The 19,949-nt window shown below is 65.9% G+C and carries 18 protein-coding genes; 14 read left to right on the top strand and 4 right to left on the bottom strand.

Going from position 1 to position 19,949, the window contains the following annotated elements; translation table 11 throughout:
• Window positions 1-127: 127 nt before the first annotated feature.
• From LVJ94_36000 to LVJ94_35980, 5 genes are all read left to right on the top strand, one after another.
• Window positions 128-841: a response regulator transcription factor gene (locus tag LVJ94_36000; GenBank protein WXB02308.1), complete on the top strand. Its 714-nt coding sequence runs from the start codon at window positions 128-130 to the stop codon at window positions 839-841.
• A complete protein-coding gene (locus LVJ94_35995; GenBank protein ID WXB02307.1) occupies window positions 838-2,325 on the top strand; it encodes a HAMP domain-containing histidine kinase in 1,488 nt (495 codons plus the stop codon). Before LVJ94_36000 ends, LVJ94_35995 begins: the two co-directional genes overlap by 4 nt.
• 99 nt (window positions 2,326-2,424) lie before the next feature.
• A complete protein-coding gene (locus LVJ94_35990; protein ID WXB02306.1) occupies window positions 2,425-3,054 on the top strand; it encodes a hypothetical protein in 630 nt (209 codons plus the stop codon).
• Window positions 3,051-3,773 (top strand): hypothetical protein, encoded by a 723-nt coding sequence (locus LVJ94_35985; protein WXB02305.1) that lies wholly within the window; start codon window positions 3,051-3,053, stop codon window positions 3,771-3,773. Before LVJ94_35990 ends, LVJ94_35985 begins: the two co-directional genes overlap by 4 nt.
• A 13-nt stretch (window positions 3,774-3,786) precedes the next feature.
• Window positions 3,787-5,004, top strand: coding sequence for a metallophosphoesterase (locus LVJ94_35980; protein WXB02304.1), 1,218 nt, complete (start codon window positions 3,787-3,789; stop codon window positions 5,002-5,004).
• A gap of 2 nt (window positions 5,005-5,006) precedes the next feature.
• Here LVJ94_35980 and LVJ94_35975 read toward each other — a convergent pair whose 3' ends face one another.
• The 3 genes from LVJ94_35975 to LVJ94_35965 all read right to left on the bottom strand — a co-directional run bounded on the left by LVJ94_35975 (window position 5,007) and on the right by LVJ94_35965 (window position 9,801).
• Window positions 5,007-5,330 carry a hypothetical protein gene (locus LVJ94_35975; GenBank protein WXB02303.1) on the bottom strand — a complete coding sequence of 108 codons (324 nt, stop codon included), beginning with the start codon at window positions 5,328-5,330 and terminating at the stop codon, window positions 5,007-5,009.
• A 344-nt stretch (window positions 5,331-5,674) separates the two neighbouring features.
• Window positions 5,675-8,779, bottom strand: coding sequence for an efflux RND transporter permease subunit (locus LVJ94_35970; GenBank protein WXB02302.1), 3,105 nt, complete (start codon window positions 8,777-8,779; stop codon window positions 5,675-5,677).
• Window positions 8,776-9,801 carry an efflux RND transporter periplasmic adaptor subunit gene (locus LVJ94_35965; GenBank protein WXB02301.1) on the bottom strand — a complete coding sequence of 342 codons (1,026 nt, stop codon included), beginning with the start codon at window positions 9,799-9,801 and terminating at the stop codon, window positions 8,776-8,778. Before LVJ94_35965 ends, LVJ94_35970 begins: the two co-directional genes overlap by 4 nt.
• A gap of 167 nt (window positions 9,802-9,968) precedes the next feature.
• Here LVJ94_35965 and LVJ94_35960 point away from each other — a divergent pair, with 167 nt between their 5' ends.
• Window positions 9,969-10,667 carry a TetR/AcrR family transcriptional regulator gene (locus LVJ94_35960; protein WXB02300.1) on the top strand — a complete coding sequence of 233 codons (699 nt, stop codon included), beginning with the start codon at window positions 9,969-9,971 and terminating at the stop codon, window positions 10,665-10,667.
• Here the strand turns inward: LVJ94_35960 and LVJ94_35955 are convergent.
• Window positions 10,642-11,841, bottom strand: a complete 1,200-nt coding sequence (locus LVJ94_35955) for a DUF1704 domain-containing protein (GenBank protein ID WXB02299.1) — start codon at window positions 11,839-11,841, stop codon at window positions 10,642-10,644. The genes LVJ94_35960 and LVJ94_35955 overlap by 26 nt on opposite strands.
• Before the next feature lie 92 nt (window positions 11,842-11,933).
• Between LVJ94_35955 and LVJ94_35950 the strand changes: the two genes are divergently transcribed.
• The 8 genes from LVJ94_35950 (at window position 11,934) to LVJ94_35915 (ending at window position 19,926) form a co-directional block, all read left to right on the top strand.
• Window positions 11,934-13,247, top strand: coding sequence for a PhoH family protein (locus LVJ94_35950; protein WXB02298.1), 1,314 nt, complete (start codon window positions 11,934-11,936; stop codon window positions 13,245-13,247).
• 117 nt (window positions 13,248-13,364) lie between these two features.
• Entirely contained in the window at window positions 13,365-13,877 is a 513-nt protein-coding gene (locus LVJ94_35945; GenBank protein WXB02297.1) for a hypothetical protein, read from the top strand.
• Entirely contained in the window at window positions 13,874-14,242 is a 369-nt protein-coding gene (locus tag LVJ94_35940) for a hypothetical protein (GenBank protein WXB02296.1), read from the top strand. The genes LVJ94_35945 and LVJ94_35940 overlap by 4 nt, the downstream gene beginning before the upstream one ends.
• Window positions 14,242-15,147, top strand: a complete 906-nt coding sequence (locus LVJ94_35935; GenBank protein ID WXB02295.1) for a formylglycine-generating enzyme family protein — start codon at window positions 14,242-14,244, stop codon at window positions 15,145-15,147. Before LVJ94_35940 ends, LVJ94_35935 begins: the two co-directional genes overlap by 1 nt.
• 96 nt (window positions 15,148-15,243) lie before the next feature.
• Window positions 15,244-15,657, top strand: coding sequence for a preprotein translocase subunit YajC (gene yajC, locus LVJ94_35930; GenBank protein ID WXB02294.1), 414 nt, complete (start codon window positions 15,244-15,246; stop codon window positions 15,655-15,657).
• Entirely contained in the window at window positions 15,654-17,807 is a 2,154-nt protein-coding gene (gene secD / locus LVJ94_35925; GenBank protein WXB02293.1) for a protein translocase subunit SecD, read from the top strand. The genes yajC and secD overlap by 4 nt, the downstream gene beginning before the upstream one ends.
• Window positions 17,808-17,844: 37 nt before the next feature.
• Complete coding sequence (secF, locus tag LVJ94_35920; GenBank protein ID WXB02292.1) at window positions 17,845-19,065, top strand: protein translocase subunit SecF; 1,221 nt, start codon at window positions 17,845-17,847, stop codon at window positions 19,063-19,065.
• A gap of 24 nt (window positions 19,066-19,089) precedes the next feature.
• Window positions 19,090-19,926, top strand: a complete 837-nt coding sequence (locus LVJ94_35915) for an ATP-binding cassette domain-containing protein (protein WXB02291.1) — start codon at window positions 19,090-19,092, stop codon at window positions 19,924-19,926.
• Window positions 19,927-19,949: the final 23 nt, after the last annotated feature.

Genomic DNA, 19,949 nt, shown 5'->3' with positions numbered 1-19,949 from the left:
TCGTAGAATCCGATCGAGTACGCCTTCACGCTCCCATTTCCGAATCGCCTCCCACTGCTCGTCCTCAAGGTAGGGGGTAAGGTTGTGCTTTCTCCCTAAACCCTAAACCCTAAACCCTAAACCCTTCATGCCCCGCATCCTCTTGGTGGACGACGACGAAGCGCTTCTCGAGGTTCTCACCATGGCCTTCGCGGACGCTGGGCACGCGGTGACCACGGCCGTCGATGGCGTGTCGGGGCTCGATGCCGTGGCGCGCGATGCTCCTGACGCCATCGTGAGCGACGTCAACATGCCGCGGCTCGACGGCTTCGCCCTCTGCCGGCGGCTGCGCGCGCAAGGCGATCCGGTGCCCATCCTGCTGCTCACGTCGCGCGACAACGAGATCGACGAGGCGCTGGGCCTGGAGCTGGGCGCGGACGACTACATCGCCAAGCCGTTCAGCACGCGCATCCTTCTGGCCCGGGTGACGGCGTTGCTCCGGCGCGATGCACTGCGGCGGGGCGGCGCCGTCGAGTCGCGCGTGCTTCGCGACGCGGTGCAGGTGCGCGTGGGCGAGTTGATCATCGATGCAGAGCGCATCGAGGCGCACTTCAAGGGCACGCTGTTGTCGCTGACCTTGACCGAGTTTCGCATGCTCGAGGCCTTCGCACGCAAGCCGGGCATCGTGCTGTCCCGCGACCGGCTGCTGGAGATCGTGCGCGGCGACGATTCGGTGGTGGTGGAGCGCATCATCGATACGTACGTGCGCCGGTTGCGGCGCAAGCTGGAGGCGATCGATCCAGGGTTCGACGCCATCGAGACGGTGGTCGGCGCCGGCTACCGCCTTCGCGCCCCGCGATGAGCCAAAACCTGGACACCGGGGTCGAGACGGGGCTTTTGCCGCGCGAAAGGCGGCGCTTTTCACTGCGTCTTCGCGTGATGATGGCCATCCTGGCGGCGGCGGTCGCGCCGTCGCTGCTCGTGTTCGGGTGGAGCCAGCTCGATCGCAACGTGCAAGGCCACATGTGGGGCAGGGTTCGCGACGTGGCCGAGGCCGCACTGCCCGCGCTGGACGACCCGCACGAGCTCGAGCAGCTCGCACGTGAGTACAAGGTGCGGCTTCGCGTGGTCGATGCGCAGGGAAGCACGTTGTTCGATGCGGACGCGGATGCGCCGGGCGATCCCGGGAGCCACGTGGAGGCGTTCTTTCTCGGTGCGAAGGATGCGCCGACGTTGCGCGAGTTCGACGAGCAACTCGGGCCGATGTTGGCGCGCGCCGACGTCGTCGAGGCAAAGCGATCCCCCGATGGGAAATACGTGGGCTGCGATTTTCTGCCGTTGGTCTTTTGCCAGGCGATTTACGTGACGCCGCGGGACGGTGTGCCGCGCATCGTGCACGTGCAGCAAAGCTCGAACCGCGCCGTGCTGGAAGTGTATACGCTGCGCGCGCACCTGTTTCGCCTGTCGCTCGTCGTCGTTCTTCCGATGGCCTTGGCGCTGGCCTTCTACATGGGGAGCCGCGTGGTTCGGCCGATCGATACGTTGCGGCGGCAGGCTCTGGCCAAGGCGACGGCGGAGAGCCCCGATGCGAAGCTGCTTCCCGAGCGGCGCGACGAGGTGGGCGTGCTCGCGGACGCGTTCAACGTATTGCTCATGGCCTTGGAGAAGAAGCGCGCCGACAACGAAGCGTTCGTGGCTGATTTGGTGCACGAGATGAAGAATCCGCTGGCGGCCGTTCGTGCCGCCGCGGACACGCTGTCGGAGGGCGTCGATGCCCCGCGCGCGGAGCGCCTTTCGCGGGTGCTGCGCGATAGCACGAGCAAGCTGGATCGTCTGGTGACGCAGTTCTTGGAGCTGGCGCGCGCCGAGGCGGGGATGCCCAACGAGGAGCGCTCCGACGTGGACCTGACGGCGTTGGTGCGCGGACTGGTGGAGCGCCTGCGCGACGATCCGCGCCACGCGCAGGTGAACTTCGCCTTGAAGGGTGAGGCCGCGAACGCCTCGCCGGCGCTGGTGCGCGGGGTGGCCCACAGGTTGGACGCGCTCTTTGGCGAGCTTCTGGAGAACGCGGCGTCGTTCGCGGGGCAGGGCGGGCAGGTGGTGTTGGCCCTGGCCGTGACGAGCACGGAGGTCATCGTGGCGATCCGCGACAGCGGTCCAGGCATCGCACCCGAGGATCGAGCGAAGGTGTTCACGCGCTTCTTCACGACGCGCGGGCGGCAGCGCGGAACGGGACTCGGGCTCTCGCTGGTGAAGGCGGTGGCCGAGGCCCACGGCGGCCGGGTGGCGGTGCTCACGCCGGAGAGCGGCGCGACGTTCGAAGTGCGCCTGCCGCGTTTGAAGTAATTCACACCGTTTTCACATGCGTTTCATTCCGCGTTCGGGGCGTGTGCGCCCCGTGTTCATGGGCGGGCTGCACGGTGAGGACTGCAAGGAGGTTTCACCATGCAGGCTTTTTCGCAACTCGTCGACGTCGTTGGTCCTTCCCGCGTGGGCTCGCGCCCCGAGATCGGGCGTGCGCAGCGCATCTTTCTTTCGTCGATGGCGTTTTTGGGTGCCTTGGTTCTCGCGGGCATCTGGGGGGTTGCCGCGGGCAGCCACGCCGGGCACCTCGGTGTGGGCAGTGCGCTCAAGGTGCCGCTGCTTCTCTTGGCGTCCGTGCTGGCGGCGTTGCCGCTCGGGCTTCTCGTCTTTCGTCTCACCTCGGCCACGGGGCGCGCGTCCGATCTGGTGCTCGGTCACGCGGCGGCGACCTTCACCGGGACCTTGGTGCTGGCGCTCCTGGCGCCCATCGTCGCGCTCTATCAATACTCGAGCGCGTGGGCGGGGCCTGTCGTCGCCGTGGCATCGGCCGCGGTGGCCATCGGCGTCTCGTTCGCGATTTTCCTGCGGGTGCTCGCCAAGTTGGCTGCCGGCGGAACATGGTTGCCGTTCGTCGTGCCGGTGGTGTTGTTGCTCGGCTTGCAGGGGGCGGCGCTCTTTCAGCTGGCCTCGATTTCCACCCCGATTCTGCCGGAGCGAACCCTGATCGAGCGCGGCATCGACGGCGTCAAGCCGATGGAGAGCGCCCAATGATGGACTGCCATCCTGCCGTGTACGTAGCGACGGCGGTCTCGAACGGTGAGGAGCTCGTCTGGGATGCGACGGTGAATTGCACCGTCATGCACGACGATGCCTCCTGGGTGGCCTTGGACTTCGCGTACCCGCTGCCCGAAGGCTCGACGTTGGTGGACGCCGTCAAACGCCGGCAATCCCCCATCGAGCGCGACGGCCGTATCGTCGGGGTCACCATCTACCAGCCCGAACGCGTCACTTCGGGGCGCATCGCGTTCTCGGTGCGCACGAAGAACCTGCGCCGCGGTCCCGACGCGCGCATCACACCGCCGCTGCTCGAGCACGTCGACATGCACGTCGTCGCCTTCGCCAGCGAAGACGTCTCCTTCGAGCCGCGCGCATCGCTCGACCCGCATGCGCGTGCGACGGCGATGGCCATCACCCTGGGCGATATCCCGCACCACGCATACCGCGCGGCGCTGAACGAGCAGAAGTCGCTCGGTCTCCAGTGGGACGGCCCCGCGGTGGTCCTGCACGCGACGCCGGCCATCCGCGAGCACCAGGGCATTGACGGCGAGCTCGTGGAGCGCGCCGAGAAGACGGAGGGGGTCTTCCTCGGTGTCGCCGTCGCGGCGGGGGCCGCGGTAATGGGGCTCGTGTTCCTCGCCACGCGCTTCAAGCGCCGCAGCGACGACGAACACGCCGAGGCGACGTTGCGCGCCGAGATTGACTCGCTCTGAAGAGGAAATGACGATGTGGCCTTTCTTGTCGCTGACGCAATCGCTGTCGCTCTGCCTGATCCTCGCGCTGCTCGGCGCGGTCTTCCTTCGCGTTCTGCACCGCGCCGCGTGGCGGCGGCGCGGTCTCCGCCTCGCCTACGCTGCAGCCTTTGGCGTGCTGCTGATCGCGCACGCGGCGTGGTCGGTCGGTCTCGCGTGGTTCGTCGTGTCGTATTGGGGCGCCATCGTCGCCTCGGTGGGGCTCATCGTGAGCGGCTTCGGCGTGGCCAGCCTGCCGCTCGCGGCGCTGGTGCGCGTCGTTTTCGCGTTTGCGCTTCTTCGCAAGGCGTCTCCGCCATCGCGCACGTCACCGGTGATGTCGCGGCGCGCGTTCGTCGGTGCTGCGACGGCGCTCGTTCCCGCCGGCGCGATGGGGACCGCGGTGGGCGGTTTTTCGGCCGCCGTCACCTCGACGCCCCTTCGCACCATCCCGGTGACGTTTCCGAAGTTGCATCCTGCGCTGGAGGGATTCTCCATTCTTCAATTGAGCGATCTCCACCTCGGCGCGTCACGCAACGTGCGCGACCTGCAGCGCTTTTTCGAGAGCATCCCGCGCCGGCCCGATCTGATCGTCTTCACCGGCGACATCGCCGACGACCTGCACCAGCTCGGTCCTGCGTTGCGGATGGCGGACCAATTCGGTGCACGCTGCGGCGTTCTCGCGTGCCTCGGAAACCACGAGTACCTGCACGATGCGCGTCGAGCGCGCGCCATCTTCGACGCGAGCCCGGTGCCGCTCTTGGTCGACGCCGGCACCACACTCCGCGTGGGCGACGCGCACCTCTACGTGGCCGGCGCCAACGACCCCGTGGTCATCGGCGCGAACATCCAGCCCTTCCTCGAAAGCGCCATCGACCGCGCCCTGCGCGATGCCCCGAGCGACACCTTTCGTCTTCTTCTCTCCCATCGGCCCGAGGGCTTCGATCCCGCCGCACGCCACGGCATCGACCTCACCCTCTCGGGCCACACCCACGGCGGCCAAATCGGCTTCAACGGCAAGAGCGCCTTCGAGCCCTTGTGGCCCGACGGTTACCTCTGGGGTGCCTACCGCCGTGGCACCTCCCGCCTCTACACCACCTCCGGATTCGGAGACTGGTTCCCATTCCGCATCGGCTGCTCCACCGAGGCACCCCTCGTCGTGCTCTCATCCGAATCCGAAGATCCGTCGCGCACGTTGGCGGGTCGCAGTTGAATTTAGCCGAGCGCCTTCCGGATCTCCGCGATCTCCGCCAAATCGAGAAGGTCTTTCGCGCGACCCGCCGCTCGTTTCGAGCGCTCCAACGCATCCAGGCTCAAGATGAGGACTTCGAACCCCAGGAGCTCCACTCGAACCGCGTCGCTAGCAGCCTGTTCGTACAAGCCGACTCCGGGGATCTCGCCAAGAAGGTCGAGGTCGCCCGCTGCGGTCGTGAGTGTGAAGTTGAGTCCCGAACGAAGAGATGAGGCATCGAGCACGAAAGGCAGCTCGGGCGGAGCCCCTCGCAACGTCGGGCGAAAGGGGGCTAGCGCCTTTTCCAATTTGAGAAGATTGTCTCGATCGCGCGGCTAGCAGATGTCGAGATCCTCGGTGACTCGACTCGAGCCGCTCGCCACCAAGGCGACGCCGCCGATGATTACGTACTCGACGTGCTGCTCACCGAGCGCGGCGAGTACTGTTCGAAGTTCGGTTCGCATGGGCAGAACGAAGCTCTTGGACGAGGTCCAGGGTCCGTAGCATTTTTTCGATACGTTCCGTGGGGGTGAGGCGCAGATTCGCGCGAATGATCGTGGGATCGACCCCCGATGGGATGGTCTCGAAGACTCGCTGATCCCACGTTTTGTCAGCGTTCGCGCTCATGGTGATGAGCTTACTGCATTTTCTGTCACGTGCTCGCGAGCTCGGCCTCGCGAGTGCCTTCCGTCGGCATTTCGCGCACGTCGATCTCGGGGGCGAGGAGTTTGTAGAGTACAGGCGTTACGACGCGGGCGAGGAAGGTCGAGCTCAGGAGGCCGCCCAGAAGGACGATGGCCAGGGGGGAGTAGAGGCTCGAGTGCTCCAGGATGAGGGGGATTAGGCCGCCGATGGCGGTGAGCGTGGTGAGGAGGATGGGCACGAAGCGGGCCTCTCCGGCGCGGCGAATGGCTTCGTCGATGGGGACGCCGTCTTCGCGCAGTTGGTTGGTGAAGTCGACGAGCAAGATCGAGTTCTTCACCTCGATGCCCATCAGGGCCACGAAGCCGATGTTCGCGGTGAAGGACAGCGTGTTGCCGCTCACGAACAGCGCCACCAGGCCGCCGATGATGCCGAGCGGAATGACCGAGGCGACGATGAGGGTGCTCTTGAAGGTGCGGAACTCCAGGACGAGCACGGCCAGCACGCCGAACACCGCGATGAGGATGGCCGTGCCCAAGCCACCGAAGCTCTCCTGGCGGCTCTCGATCTCGCCGGCCGGCATGAAGCGGATGCCCGCGGGCAGCTGGATCGCTCCCGGGCCCTCCAGATGGGCGAGCACTTGCTTGGTGAGCCGGTCCGTGTTGAACCCTTCCCGCACGTAGGCCGTGACGGTCACGCTTCGCTCTTTCTGGTAGTGCCGGATCTTCGTCGGCGACGGCTCCAGCGCCAACGTGGCTACCTGGGAAAGCGGCAACGGCATTCCCTTCGTCGTCGCGACGTAAAGGCGATCGAGCACGCCCAGGCCCGGTGCTGCGGCGGGCACGACATCGCGATCGCGCGTCAACGTGACGCGGATGTCGTACGCCTCCTCGCTGCCATCCTCACGGTATTTGCCCGCGGCGATGCCGCCCACGGCGAGGCGCACCGCGCGATCCACGTCGGCGACGGCGATGCCGAGAACGGCCGCCTTGTCGCGGTCCACGTGCACACGCAGATCCGTGCGGCGCTCCCGCGAAGGATTGCGCACATCGCGGGTTCCCTCCGTGGAGCGGAGGATCTGCTCCACCTGCGTCGCGCCTTTTTCCAGCGCCTCGGGATCGCTGCCGAGCAAGCGAATCGCAATGGGCGCATCCAGCGGCGGACCATTTTCGAACTCCTTCAAATCGAGCCGTGCGCCCGCATACTCGCGCAACTCTTGGCGGATCTGCTCCAGGAGCCGCCCGTTGCCGTCCTCGCGCGTGCGAAGCTCGGCGAAGACGTCGGCCACGTTGGCCTTCTCGTTGCGTGGGGCCACGTTGTAGTAAATCTGCGGGTGCCCTTTCCCGATGGTCGTGGCGACCTTCCCCACCTCGGGATGGCGCGCGAGGACCTCTTCGACGAAGTGTGCGGCGCGGTCGGTCTCGGCGATGCTCGCGCCCTCGGTGGCCTCCACCTCGACCATGAATTGCGGAACACCGGCCTTGGGGAAAAGGCTGAATCCGATGCGCGGCACCAGGGCGAAGCTGCCCACGAACAGTGCGGCGGCGAGCACGAGCGTCGTCTTGGGAAACTGCACGGCCTTGACCAGCGCCCGACGGTACGTGCCCTCGATGGCCCAGGTCATGGCGCGCAGGAAGATGTTCCCGTGCTCGCCCTCGGCCACAAGGATGCGGCTCGAGAGGAACGGCACGATGGTGAGCGACACCAGGAGCGATGCTCCAATGGTGAAGATGATGGCCACCGGCATGCTTCGAATGAACTGCCCCGCCCCGCCCGGGAGCGCCAGCAGCGGAAGGAAGGCGAAAATAAGGGTTGCGGTGCAACCGAGCACGCTCAACGTGATCTGCTTCGTCGCCGCGATGGCCGCTTCGCGCGGCTTCTTGCCTTCGCGCAGGTGCCGCGTGATGTTCTCCACGACGACGACCGAGTCGTCCACGAGCAGTCCCAGTGCGAGCACGAAGCCGACGATGCTGAGCTGGTTGATGGAGAAGCCCGTCGCCTTCAAAAAGAAGACGCCGATGGTCAAACTCAGTGGGATGGACATCATCACCACGGCCGAGGCGCGCAGGCCGAGCGGCAGCAGCGTGAGGAGCACGAGCGCGATCGCGAGCATGAAGTCACGCGAAAAGCCGTGCAAGCGATGCCCGACGTTCTGCGATTGATCGAAGCCCCGCGTCAGCGTGATGCCTTTGGGCAGCGTCTTCTCGAAGGACGCCACCTCGCGGTCGATCCCGCCTTTGACGTCGAAGACATTTTGCCCCTCTTTCTGATTGGCCGCGACGAGCACGGCGCGCTTGCCGTCGAAGCGCGCGACCGACGAACCTTCCACCTCGCGCAGCGAGACCTCGGCAAGGTCGCCCACGCGCACGCTGCTTCCGCCCGCACTGCGCACGATGGTGGTGCGCACCTCCTCGACCGATGCGTAGTCGCCGCTGGTCTTCACGTTGAACCGCCGCGGCCCGGTTTCTACGCTGCCCGCGGGGATGTTCTTGCTTTCGGCGCCGACGGCATCGAGCACCTCGGCGGGGGAAATGCCCAGTGCGACCATGCGCTCCAGATCGAGCGCCACGGTGACTTCCTGCTTCGGCAAGCCTGCGGTCTCGACCTCGCCCACGCCGGCGACGTTTTCCAGGCGCCGCTTGAGCGAGCGCGCGATGCCGTCGAGCTCGTGGTAGCTCGCGCTCTCCGAGAGCAGTGCGAACTCCGCGATGTTGACGTTCTTCGTGTTGAACTGCTTCACATCGAGCCGCACGAGCTCGGCGGGCAGTGTGGGCCTCAGCGCATTGACTTCGCGCAGCACCTCGTCGCGTTTGCGATCGGCGTCGGCCTCGGCGATGAACTCGATGCGCAGGTACGCGAGGCTCTCCTCGATGTCCGTCTTGATCGACTTCACGTCGTCGAGGGCCTTGAGCTTGGTCTCGATGGGATCGATGACCAGGCGCTCGACGTCGACGGGGGTCGCACCGGGCAGGACGCCGATGACCGCGAAGGTGGGGATGGGGAACGTCGGGTCTTCCGACTTGGGGATGGTGAAGAGCGAGTTGATCCCCAGCGCGGCGAGCGCGAGGAACACCACCAAGGTGAACTGCCAGCGGCGGACGGCGAATTCACTCATGGCAGCACGTGCACGGCGGTGCCATCGTCGAGGTCGGCCGCTCCAGCTTCCACGACGCGGTCGTGCCCTTCGAGGCGGGTGAGCAACGCCGCGCGGTCTTGGCTCAAAAACGCGACCTTGACCGGCACCCGGCGCGCGACCTTGTCGTCGACGACGAACACCGATGCCGCGTCTCCGCGCCCATCGGTGAGTGCGGCGATGGGCACCGTGGCGAGATCCGCCTCGACGTGCGCGATCTCGACCTTGGCGGTCATGCCGGAGAGGATCTGCGCCGCGCTGCGCTCGAGTGCGACCTCGACGTCGAACGTGCCCGTGCCCGGCGAGGCCGATGCGGCAACCTGGGTGACCTTGCCGGTCACTGGTGCATCGGGGAAAAGGTCGAGCATCACACGTGCCGTGTCGCCGAGCGTCACGCGGAGTACGTCGCGATCCGTGAGGCCGACGCGCACGACGGCGCCGCGCGAGCGGCCGCTGACGTGAAAGACGGGTGCACCCGGCGCCGCGATTTCGCCTGGGTCGACGGTGCGCTTTTCCACGCGACCGTCGTCCGGCGCGACGATGACCGTGCGCTGCGCATTGAAGGCCGCGGCATCGACGGCGGCCTTGCTCGACGCGGCCGCCGTTTCCGCGTTCTGAAGTTCGATCACCGGGACGGCGTTGGTTGCGACGAGCTTGCGTGCGCGTTCGACATCGCGCTCGGCGCGGGCGGAGGTCTCTTGGGCCTGCCTCAGCGCCGCCTCGGTCTCCGTCGGATCGATGCGCGCGAGGACCTGCCCGCGCCGCACACGCGCCCCCTCTTCGACGAGCACCGCCGTCACGACGCCACCTACCTTGAAGGACAGATCGGCCTCGTTCTTGAGCCGCACCACGCCCGCACCGCGCACCGGCCGTGAAACGGGGCCGCGCTGCACGGGCGTGAGCCGCACCGCCACGAGCGGTACCTGGTTGCGTTCCGCCGCCGCCGCCTCGCGTGGCGCGGCCTGGCAGCCTGCGACCGAAGCCGCCGCTGCGAGAGTTCCCATGAAAAAGAGACCAAAGTGAATGCCCGCACGCATGAAAGCGCCTCCCAGACAGTGTCTACTGACAGTGTCTAGATAGTGGTCTTGACAATGTCAAGGTACGGGGTCAGCTTTCGTGCGGATGCTCGGCGTCCGGAGATTTTTTTGATATGGCAATGACTCCCGACGTAATGCCCCGACGATCCAAGACCCAAACCGCAGAGCGCATCGAGGCAGAGGACGACGTACGGGCTCGCGTTCTGGAAGCGGCCGTGCAGTTGATCGACGAGGGGGGCCTTGCAAGCCTGAGCATGCGCGAGGTGGCCCGCCGCGCCGGTGTGAGTCATCAGGCGCCGTACCACTACTTCCCGGATCGGGAGTCGATCTTGGCCGCCGTGGCCGAGGAAGGCTTCATCCTGCTCGATCGCGAGATCGAATCGGTGGCGGACGCCGGCGAGCGTCCGGTGGACCGGCTCGTGTCGGCAGGGGAGGCGTACGTGCGCTTCGCCCACCAGCACCCCGCGCATTTTCGGGTGATGTTTCGGCGCGACTTCGTCGACATCGATCGATTTCCGCACATCAAGGAGTGCGGCCAAAAGGCGTTCGATCGGCTGCTGGAGATCGTGCACGCGTGCGTGGCAGACGGTTTGCCGGCGCACCCTTCGGAGCAGGCGCTCATCGTGTTTGGTTGGTCCGTGGTGCACGGACTCGCCTGTCTTCTGCTCGACGGGTGCATCGGAATGAAGATGCCGGAAATGATGCCGCAGGTGGCATCGAGCGGCTTGGCGCCGGGGTCGAAGACCATCGTGTCGGACGTGATGGAGACGCTGCGCGCGATGACCGTGGCGGCTAGCGAGCCAAAGCCTAAGTCGAAGCGCACCAAGGCCTGAGCGCCGGGATCGCATCGAGGGCGATCTGGCCCGACGCGAGCACGGCTTCGTCGTCGGGCACGTCGCTCAAGCGAGCGCGCACCCGGAGGTATGACTCGAGGTAGACGCGTTCGCGGCCCAGGCCCGGGAAGGTGCCGTCGCTCCCGCGAAAGGCGCGTTCGCCCATGACGACGGCTTCGCGCGGGTCGATGCCCACGCCGGCGAGGTCGCGGACGACGTCGACGAAGGTGGCGCCTTCCCGCATCCGGCGCACGGCCCGATAGCGACCGGCGAGCTCGCGGCGGCGTGATGGCGTGAGAAAGTGGTGTCGATCTTCGAGAACGAGGGCGTAACCCTCCTGCTCATCGGCACTTCGGGCCGTGCCCACGGAGAAGATCGCCAGGGGTGCATGCGCTGCGCGTGCACGCGGAAGAACGTGGCCCTCGATTTCGTGCAGCACCGTGCGGTGCGCCGTCTCGGGGCCGATGCGCCTTCCGGCAGCGACCAACACGGTTTGATGCCCCGTTGCCGCGAGCGCCGACAGGTGCGGGTGCACGACGACGGCAAATGGGATGCGCCGGCGCCCGATTTCCGCCTGCAGCAGGGACAAAAGCGACTCGGGGTGGGGGGAGTCGGTTTCGAGAAATTCGCTCCCCCACCCCGACCCTCCCGCTGCGTTGAAAGTCGGCCGCGGCAAGCCGCGGACCTCCGAGGGGGAGGGAGCCCTTGCGTCTGCCGTTTCGGCTCCCGGGGTGGGTGGGCCGGAAGCGGCGGGAGGGTCGGGGTGGGGGAGGATCCAATCCTCTGCGAGAGCATCCGCCGCGGCCTCCGTTTCGGCGTCGAACGAGGCGAACCTTCGCGCCGCCAGCGAGCTCGCTTCCTTGGTGCCCACGCACGCGCAGAGGCTCGCCTCGAGCCGCCACTCCTGCACGCGCGCCATGTAGAGATCGGCCAGCGGCTCGTCCCGCAATTCATGCAACGCAGATGCAACTGCATCCAGTTGGCGGCGCAGCACGGACATGTCGCGCCGCACGTATTCCCATGCGGGAACGGCGGCTTTTCCCGACGCGGCCAAACCTTGCAGTCGAACGCGTTCTTCGCGTGCGTTGGCTGGGGTCGCTGCCCCCAAAAGGGTGACGCGTTGCGAAAGCTCACGCAGCAGTGGATCGACCTGTCTCAGCCACGCGGGCAGCATTCTCGGTGCGGTAAAATCTTAGCAGAAAGGGCGCTGAGACTTGAGGTACGCTCCAAAAAAGACAAGGAGTCCTCGCCACCGCTCCCACGAACATGAAGAAAAACTACGTCCTCGATACGAACATCCTCCTGCATGACCCGCGCGCCGTCTTCCGCTTCGAAGACAACAACGTCATCATCCCGATCTACGTCATCGAGGAGGTCGACCAGTTCAAGAGGGAGGGCTCGGAACGCGGACGCAATGCGCGCCAGATTGCCCGCGTGCTCGACGAGCTTCGCGACAAGGGCGGGTCGCTCGCCAAGGGCGTGACGCTCGATTCGGGCGGGAGCTTGCGCGTGGCCGTCCCCGCCCAGCGGCCGGAATTGCCGAGCGCCATCGACAAGGCGGCCATGGACCAGGCCATCTTGCAGACCGCGTTCGACGTGCGCGAGCAGGACGGAGGGCGTCCCACCATCTTCGTCACCATGGATACCAACCTGCGCATCCGGGCCGATGCGCTCGGCATGGTGTCCGAGACGTACGAGAACGTCCGCGTCGAGGACGACCAAGTCGACACCGGCATCAAGGAGCTCGAGGTCGACAGCGGAGAGGTGGACAACTTTTTCCACGACGGTCGCTACATCCCGACCAACTTCGACGACCTGACGGCGAACACCTGCATCCTGCTGCGCGACCGCTCCAATCCCTCGCACACCGCGCTGGGACGTTACGATGCCACCAAGCGTGAAGTCTGCGCCCTGCGCACCCCGCGCGAGGGCGTGATGGGCGTCCGTCCGCGCAACAAGGAGCAGAGCTTTGCCATCGACTTGCTGCTCGACGAATCGATTCGCCTGGTCACCCTCGTCGGCAAGGCGGGCACGGGCAAGACGCTCCTGGCGCTGGCCGCCGGCTTGAAGCGCACCGTCGAAGACGGCATCTACACGCGCATGCTCGTCTCGCGTCCGGTCATGCCGCTGGGGCGCGACATTGGATTCCTTCCCGGCGACGTCGACGAGAAGCTCAACCCGTGGATGCAGCCCATCTTCGACAATCTGGAATTCCTCTTCTCGAGCGGCGCGCGCAAGGGACCTCGGGTCTACGCCGAGCTCCTCGAGAGCGGGCAAATTCAAGTCGAGCCGTTGACGTACATTCGCGGGCGCTCCCTGCCGCAGCAATTCATGATCGTCGACGAGGCGCAGAACCTGACGCCGCACGAGGTCAAAACCATCGTGACGCGTTCGGGCGACGGGACGAAGATCGTCCTGACGGGCGATCCCGGCCAGATCGACAATCCGTACGTGGACAGCGCATCCAATGGTCTGACCATCGCGGCTGCGAAATTCCGCGGCGAGCGCCTCGCCGGCCACATCGTCCTCGCCAAGGGCGAGCGGAGCGAGCTCGCCGAGCTGGCCACCAACTTGCTCTGAGCGACCAGCGACCCCAAAGGCTCAGGGTGATGGGAAGCCCTTCTTCCGCAGCCGTTCCAACCCGATTGTAAGCAGGAACGAGCTTGCGGACTCCTGGGCATTTTCTAAGCTCCTAGCGTGCTTCGATCCCTCGCCCTCCTTGCCATCGCCGCGTTGGGCAGCTTCGGCTGCTCGTCGGTGGGATCCAGCGCCGTGCGCACGGGGCCTTTGAATTTGCCTGCGCGTTCGGGCCCCGTGGCCATCTACACGACGTCGCCGCCACCCGGTGGGCGCGATCTCGGTTTCGTCGAAGTGCACGCGGTCGGTGAGGATGGCGTCATCGAGAACCTGCTGCCGACGTTCGCGCGGCGCGTGGCCGAATTGGGCGGCAATGCAGCGTTCATCGAGCGGGTGAACGCGCGCTTTCAAATCGTGAACTACTGGCAGTCGGGCCTCTATTCGTACAATTGCTGGCCGTCGCGCTATCGGTGCTACGGCACCGGTGCGTATCCCGCGTCGCACGAGGTGATGATCGTCACCATGACCGGGCGCGCGCTCACGGCGAGCAACCAGCCTGTCGTGTCGAACGCTCCGCCCGCCCCACCGTTGCCGCCCGCCCCACCGTCGCCTGGCGAAGGAGAGACGCCGTGAAACGTTTTCTCGTTCTCGCCGGCATGATGGGCACGTTGATGGGCTGCGGCGGCTACACCGAGGTGCACGAAATCGTTCTGCGCCAGCCGCAGCCCCCCACGGGGCGCGACGTGCAGCTTTACGTGGGCAACCAGTCCCCGCCGCAACCCTTCTACGAGATGGCGCTTCTTCAAGCCATCGGCTTCGACGGTGATTCCAACGTGGAAGACGTGACGGAGGCCCTGCGCGAGCGCGGCCGCCAACTCGGCTGCCATGCCCTCGTGCGCGTCCGCGTCGAATTGGGCTACGCGATGGCCCATGGCTACGGCGTTTGCGTTCGCTGGGCCACGCCGCAGGCAAGGCCGCCCGCGCCGATTTCAGGTTGATGAAGCGCCTTCTCTTCGCAGGGCTGCTGCTCGCCTCGGCCATCGCCGTGGCGCACGCGCAGGACGAACAGGAGCCCCAGGACACGCCACCGCTGCGTGGAAAGTCGGGCGTCGCGAGCGACGCACCTCCGCCCGAGGACGGCGAGACCGATGAACCGGCGCCCGCGCCGCCGAAGCCCCCGGCGCGCGTGTCCACGCCCAAGTACACCGTGCCCTTCGCCGACGGCATGCTCCGTTTGCCCGGTGGTCGCTTCACCATGGGCAGCGCCGATCCCGAGGCACCGCCCAACGAGCGCCCGCCGCACAAAGAAACGGTGGCCGCGTTCTGGCTCGACAAGACCGAGGTCACCGTCGAGGCGTACCGCGGCTGCGTCGACCGGCACCTGTGCGCGCGCCCCGCGCGAAAAAGTGCAGACTGCACGTACGACCTCGACGACCCGAGCCTGCCCGTCTCGTGTGTCACCTGGCGAGACGCCGACACCTACTGCCGCGCCCTCGGCAAGCGCCTCCCGCGCGAGGCGGAGTGGGAATTCGCCGCCCGCGCAACCTTCCCCGCGCGCTATCCCTGGGGCGGCGGCTGGACCTACTGCACCGTGGCAGCGACCCTCGTGCGCGACTCTTCCTCCCGCACCTGCACGGGAAAACGCCCCGCCAAGGTCGGGACCCATCCCCAGGGTTCGAGCCCCTTCGGCGTCCTCGACCTCACCGGCAACGTCGAAGAGTGGACCTCCGACTGGTACGCGGAGCATGTGGCAGAGGGCGCGGCCCCCCGGGCTGGGGCGAGCCACGTCCTTCGAGGTGGAGGCTGGCTTTCGTCGCCCTCGGCCAGCCGAACCACCAGTCGAAATTGGGGGTCTTCCATGGAGGCGGGCCCCAATGTTGGCTTCCGCTGTGCCAGGGATTGATGAGCACGCTCCAAAGCGCAATTGACGAACGCCCCCGATATGACTACTTCAGCGGCGCCGGGCGTGTACGCCCGTTAAGGAAAGCGCAGCTCCTACGTGACGACCGAATCCCTATTTTTTCAGCAAGTGCAGCCCAAAGCAGGCACCCCCGGCGTCGCGCAGGAGGCTCCGGCTGGAGGCTCCTCGCAGCAACAGGCGTCCCCCGGCGGCAGTCTCATCATGTTTCTGCCGATCCTCATCCTGCTGCCGTTCTTCTTTTTGATGTCGCGCCGGCAGAAGAAGGAACAGGCCGAGCGGTCCAAGCTCAAAAAGGGCGACCGTGTCGTGTCCAACTCGGGCCTCGTCGGAGAGCTCCTGGAGATGGACGAGCGCCTGGCCAAGGTGAAAATCGCCCCCGGCACCACCGTCACCATGCTGTCTTCGTCCATCAACGCCTTCGGAGCAACGCCTGAAACGGCTCCCGCCAAGGCGGAGGCGAAGGACGCGAAACCGGCCGCGGAAAAGAAATGACCACCGTTTCTCGCATCGCGCTGGCCATCATCGGCCTTTGTGCGGTTTTCGCCGTCATCTCCGAGCGCTTCTTGCAGATCGACCCGGCGTGGCCGGCGTCCGTCGGCATCCTCGTCGGACTTCTCGCGCTTCTCGTCGTCCCGTCGAAGATGCGCCTCTTGCTCATCATTTTGAACGCCGGCGTTGGCGGCTACCTCTTTTTCCGCGCCGATTCGTTCTGGGGCATCGTCGTTTGCGGCCTGGTCATCATCTGGTGCTTGGTCGGCCTGCTCCCGCTGATGGACGGCGCCTGGCGCTTCAAGATCGGCCTCGTGGTTTGCTCCTTCCTCGCGGGATCGTTGGTGCTCTGGCCCACCGTCTCACGCATGAGCGACGGCAAACTCGTGTGTCCGCAGTACATCCAGGACCGCATCGACTTCGGCATCGCCCCCGGACTCGACCTGCGCGGTGGTCTTCGCCTCGCGTACACCGTCGAGGTGGAGGAGGCCATCCGCGACAAGCGCGATCACCTCGCCGACGACATGCGGCAGGACCTGGCTACCAGCTTCGGTTTCCACTCGGGTGACGGTCGCGTATCGCGCGAAGAGCTGCAAAAGCTCGAGAGCAAGGTGCACGTGGCCACGCCGGAGAGCGCCATCCTGCGCCTCAAGTTCAAGGACGCGGGTGACGTCAGCAAGATCGACGACCGCTTCACCAAGAAGTTCACCACCGAGCTGGCGCTGCAGCGCGGCCCGGGCGCGGACGAGGTCACCTTCAAGATCCGCGCAGAGGTCGAGTCGCAGATCCGCGAGCGCGCGGTGGCCCAAGCCAAAGAGACCATCGTCCGCCGCGTCGACGGCCTCGGTCTGCGCGAGGCGAGCGTCACCACGCGCGACGAGGACATCATCCTCGAGGTGCCGGGCGACAACGAGAAGCAGTTCGACGACATCCGCGACACCATCCGCCGCACCGCCCGCCTCGAGTTCAAAATGGTGGACGACGAGGCGGACTTCTTCGGCAAGATCAAAGACGAAGAGCTGCCCGAGGGCGAGGGCATCGCCATCTACAACGAGAACGCCCCCGCCGGCCCCGGCAAGAATGTGCAGTCGCACTTCGCGCGTATCACCAAGCGCGAGAACGAGACGATGACCCAGTCTCGCGAGCGGTTCAAGAAGTGGGCAGCCACCTTGCCGGTACCCGACGATCACCAGGTCGGCTTCTTGGCCATCGAGGATTACGATCCCGACACCAGCAAGACGACGGAGGTCGGCTGGCGCACGTTCTACATGTTCTCCCGCGCGGAGCTCACCGGTGACAGCATCACCGAGGCGAACGTCGCGCAGGAGCAGAACCAGGGCATGGGCAAGTACTACGTCGGGCTGACCTTCAGCCCAGCAGGTGCCGATCGCTTCGAAGAGATCACGGGCTCGAACATCAAGCGCCGCTTCGCCATCATCCTGGACGACGTGGTCGACTCCGCGCCGGTCATTCAGGCGAAGATCGGTGGCGGTCGTGCCAGCATCACCATGGGCGCGGGCGATCCCGAGCAGCAGCTCGCGCAGGCGCGCAAGCTGGAGCTCGTGCTCCGCTCCGGTGCACTCCCCGCACCGGTCACCCCGTCGAACGAGTCGCGCATCGGTCCGTCGCTGGGCCGCGATGCCATCGGCGAAGGCCTCAAGGGCGCGGCCGCGGGCGTGGGTCTCGTGCTCGTGGCCCTCGCGTTCTACTACCGGAAATCCGGTGTGGTGGCCGACCTGGCGGTGCTCTTCAACCTGCTCCTCCAGCTGGCAATTCTCTCCACCTTCGGCGCCACGATGACGTTGCCCGGCATCGCCGGCTTGGCGCTCACCGTCGGTATCGGCGTCGACGCGAACGTGCTCATCAACGAGCGCATCCGCGAAGAGCTCCGCGCCGGAAGAACCGTGCGTGCGGCGGTGGAAGCTGGATACGACAAGGCGTTTTCATCGATTCTCGACGGTCACGTCACCGTCTTCATTTCGGGTCTGATTTTGGCCCAGTACGGGACAGGTCCCGTCAAGGGTTTTGCCGTCACTCTCATCGTCGGCATCGTGTGCAGCTTGTTCACCGGTGTATTCTGCACGCGTTTGGTCTTCGACTGGTGGGCGCGCGGCGCCAAGGTCAAGCGCCTTAGCGTGGGTGCGGAGTTCTAAGATGGAGCTCTTCAAACCAGGTCGTACTTTCGATTTCATGGGGCAGCGGAGATTCTGGATCTCCCTGAGCCTCTTCCTCGTCGTCGCCTCCACGGTCTCGTTGTGGTTTCCCGGGGCGAACTACGGAACGGACTTCCGCGGCGGTACGGAGGTCGAAGTAGCCTTCAACAAGAACGTCGACGCGCACACCTTGCGTCAGGCGGTCGAGTCGCTGGGCTACCACACGCCGGACGTCATCCAGGTTCAGGACTTCAAAAATCCCAACCACTTCCTCGTCCGCGTCCAAGAGATCAGCGTGGTCGACGACGTCACCAAGGAAAAGCTCAAGGCGGCCCTCTGCCTCACGGCGGACCCCGCGGCGCCGGTGGCCGATGAAAAGGCGTGCCCCGAGAATGCCCGCGCGACCGAGGTGAAGTTCAGCCCCGGTGGCGACAAGATCTCCACGCGCTACGACACGGCGCCGGATCTCGAGAAGCTCAAGGAACAGATCCGCAGCGTTGCGGGCATCAACATCAAGGCCTCGGCGACGAACCCGCAGATCATCAACCCGCGCGACAACCGCGTGGAGATCCAGCTGCAGTCCAAGGGCGACCAGCTCATGGACGGTCTGCGCAGCAAGCTCGGTGCGGACACGGTGCCGGACCAACCGCTGCGCGTCGAGTGGGTCGGTCCCAAGGCGGGCAAGCAGCTTCGCGACAGCGCCCGCAACTCGGTGGCCATCGCCATTGTGTTCATCATGCTCTACCTCGCCTTCCGGTTCGACCTGCGGTTCGCGCCGGGCGTGGTCATCGCGTGCGTGCACGATGCGATGGTGATCTTGGGCGTGTTCGTTCTGTTGAAGAAGGAAGTCACGCTCTCGACCATCGGCGCCGTGCTCACCATCGTCGGTTACTCGATGAACGACACGGTCGTCGTCTACGACCGCATCCGCGAGAACCTCTCCAAGCACCGCGGTAAGTCGTTTGGTGACATCATCAACCTGAGCGTCTCCGAGACGCTCTCGCGCACCATCCTTACCGCTGGCGCAACGATGCTCAGCGTTCTCGCGTTCTTCGTGTGGGGAACGGGCGTCATCCGCGACTTCGCGCTCGCCATGGTCATCGGCATCGTGGCCGGCACCTACTCCAGCATCTACGTTGCCGCCCCGCTCACCGAGTGGATCGACAAGCGTATGGGGCAGCGTTCGGGCGCCAAAAAGCGCGCCTCGGGCAAGCGCCGCGCGAAAGCCGTCACCGGTAAACCGGCCGAAGCCAAGTAAAAAGTCCGTGCTAGGATGCCTCGCGTGAAGCGCGAAAACGCGGGGCGCGGCAGGCTGCATCGGGAAGAGCCGGTGACGCCCGTGGGAGGCGTTTTCATCAAGTTCTCCCACGTCAAGAAGCGGTTCGGCCCGAAGATCATCTACACCGATCTCGACCTGGAGATCCGGCGTGGCGAGACCACGACCGTGCTCGGGGCATCGGGAAGCGGTAAGAGCGTCATGCTCAAGATGCTGATCGGCTTGCTTCGTGCGGATGCGGGGAAGATCACCTTCGACGGCAAGGAGATCCAGGACCTCGCCGAGCGCAACATGCACGACGTGCGTCGGAAGATCGCCTACCTGTTCCAGGGCGCGGCGCTCTTCGACTCGCTCAGCGTGGGCGAGAACGTCGCCTACGGATTGCGCGAGCAGTTCTGGGACACGATGACCGACGACGAGATCCGCGAGAGGGTCGCGCAGTCGCTGGCCGCCGTGGGCTTGCCGGGCATCGAGGAGATGCGCCCGAGCGATCTCTCCGGCGGTATGAAGAAGAGGGTAGGCCTGGCGCGCACCTTGGCGCTCCAGCCCGAGGTGCTCTTGTACGACGAGCCCACCACCGGGCTCGATCCGATCAACACGGCGCGGATCAATCACCTCATCAACGGCATCAAGAAGGCCTTCTCCATCACGAGCATCGTCGTCACGCACGACATGGGCACCGCCTTCTCCGTGTCGGACCGCCTGGTGATGCTGGGCAAGGGTGGGGTGCTCATGTCGGGCTCGATGGACGATTTCCGAAACACGAACGAGCCCTACGTTCGAGACTTCATCGACGGCAAGGCGCCGGAGACGGAAGACGTCTCGTCGCTTCTTGCCTCTTAGACTCTTTTCAACCTTAGCGTGCC

The sequence above is a fragment of the Sorangiineae bacterium MSr11367 genome (assembly GCA_037157805.1).
Taxonomy (GTDB): domain Bacteria; phylum Myxococcota_A; class Polyangia; order Polyangiales; family Polyangiaceae; genus Pendulispora; species Pendulispora rubella.
The sequence above is the reverse complement of the archived record's forward strand: the minus strand, read 5'-3'. Positions and strand labels throughout refer to the sequence as shown.

Bases quoted from the DNA above. Each gene is read 5' to 3' on its own strand.
- LVJ94_35995 (WXB02307.1), top strand. From the start codon at position 838: ATGAGCCAAAACCTGGACACCGGGGTCGAGACGGGGCTTTTGCCGCGC.
- LVJ94_35965 (WXB02301.1), bottom strand. From the start codon at position 9,801: ATGGGAACTCTCGCAGCGGCGGCTTCGGTCGCAGGCTGCCAGGCCGCG.
- LVJ94_35980 (WXB02304.1), top strand. From the start codon at position 3,787: ATGTGGCCTTTCTTGTCGCTGACGCAATCGCTGTCGCTCTGCCTGATC.
- secD (WXB02293.1), top strand. From the start codon at position 15,654: ATGACCACCGTTTCTCGCATCGCGCTGGCCATCATCGGCCTTTGTGCG.
- LVJ94_35935 (WXB02295.1), top strand. From the start codon at position 14,242: ATGAAGCGCCTTCTCTTCGCAGGGCTGCTGCTCGCCTCGGCCATCGCC.
- LVJ94_36000 (WXB02308.1), top strand. From the start codon at position 128: ATGCCCCGCATCCTCTTGGTGGACGACGACGAAGCGCTTCTCGAGGTT.
- LVJ94_35985 (WXB02305.1), top strand. From the start codon at position 3,051: ATGATGGACTGCCATCCTGCCGTGTACGTAGCGACGGCGGTCTCGAAC.
- LVJ94_35960 (WXB02300.1), top strand. From the start codon at position 9,969: ATGCCCCGACGATCCAAGACCCAAACCGCAGAGCGCATCGAGGCAGAG.
- LVJ94_35990 (WXB02306.1), top strand. From the start codon at position 2,425: ATGCAGGCTTTTTCGCAACTCGTCGACGTCGTTGGTCCTTCCCGCGTG.
- LVJ94_35950 (WXB02298.1), top strand. From the start codon at position 11,934: ATGAAGAAAAACTACGTCCTCGATACGAACATCCTCCTGCATGACCCG.
- secF (WXB02292.1), top strand. From the start codon at position 17,845: ATGGGGCAGCGGAGATTCTGGATCTCCCTGAGCCTCTTCCTCGTCGTC.
- LVJ94_35955 (WXB02299.1), bottom strand. From the start codon at position 11,841: ATGCTGCCCGCGTGGCTGAGACAGGTCGATCCACTGCTGCGTGAGCTT.
- LVJ94_35970 (WXB02302.1), bottom strand. From the start codon at position 8,779: ATGAGTGAATTCGCCGTCCGCCGCTGGCAGTTCACCTTGGTGGTGTTC.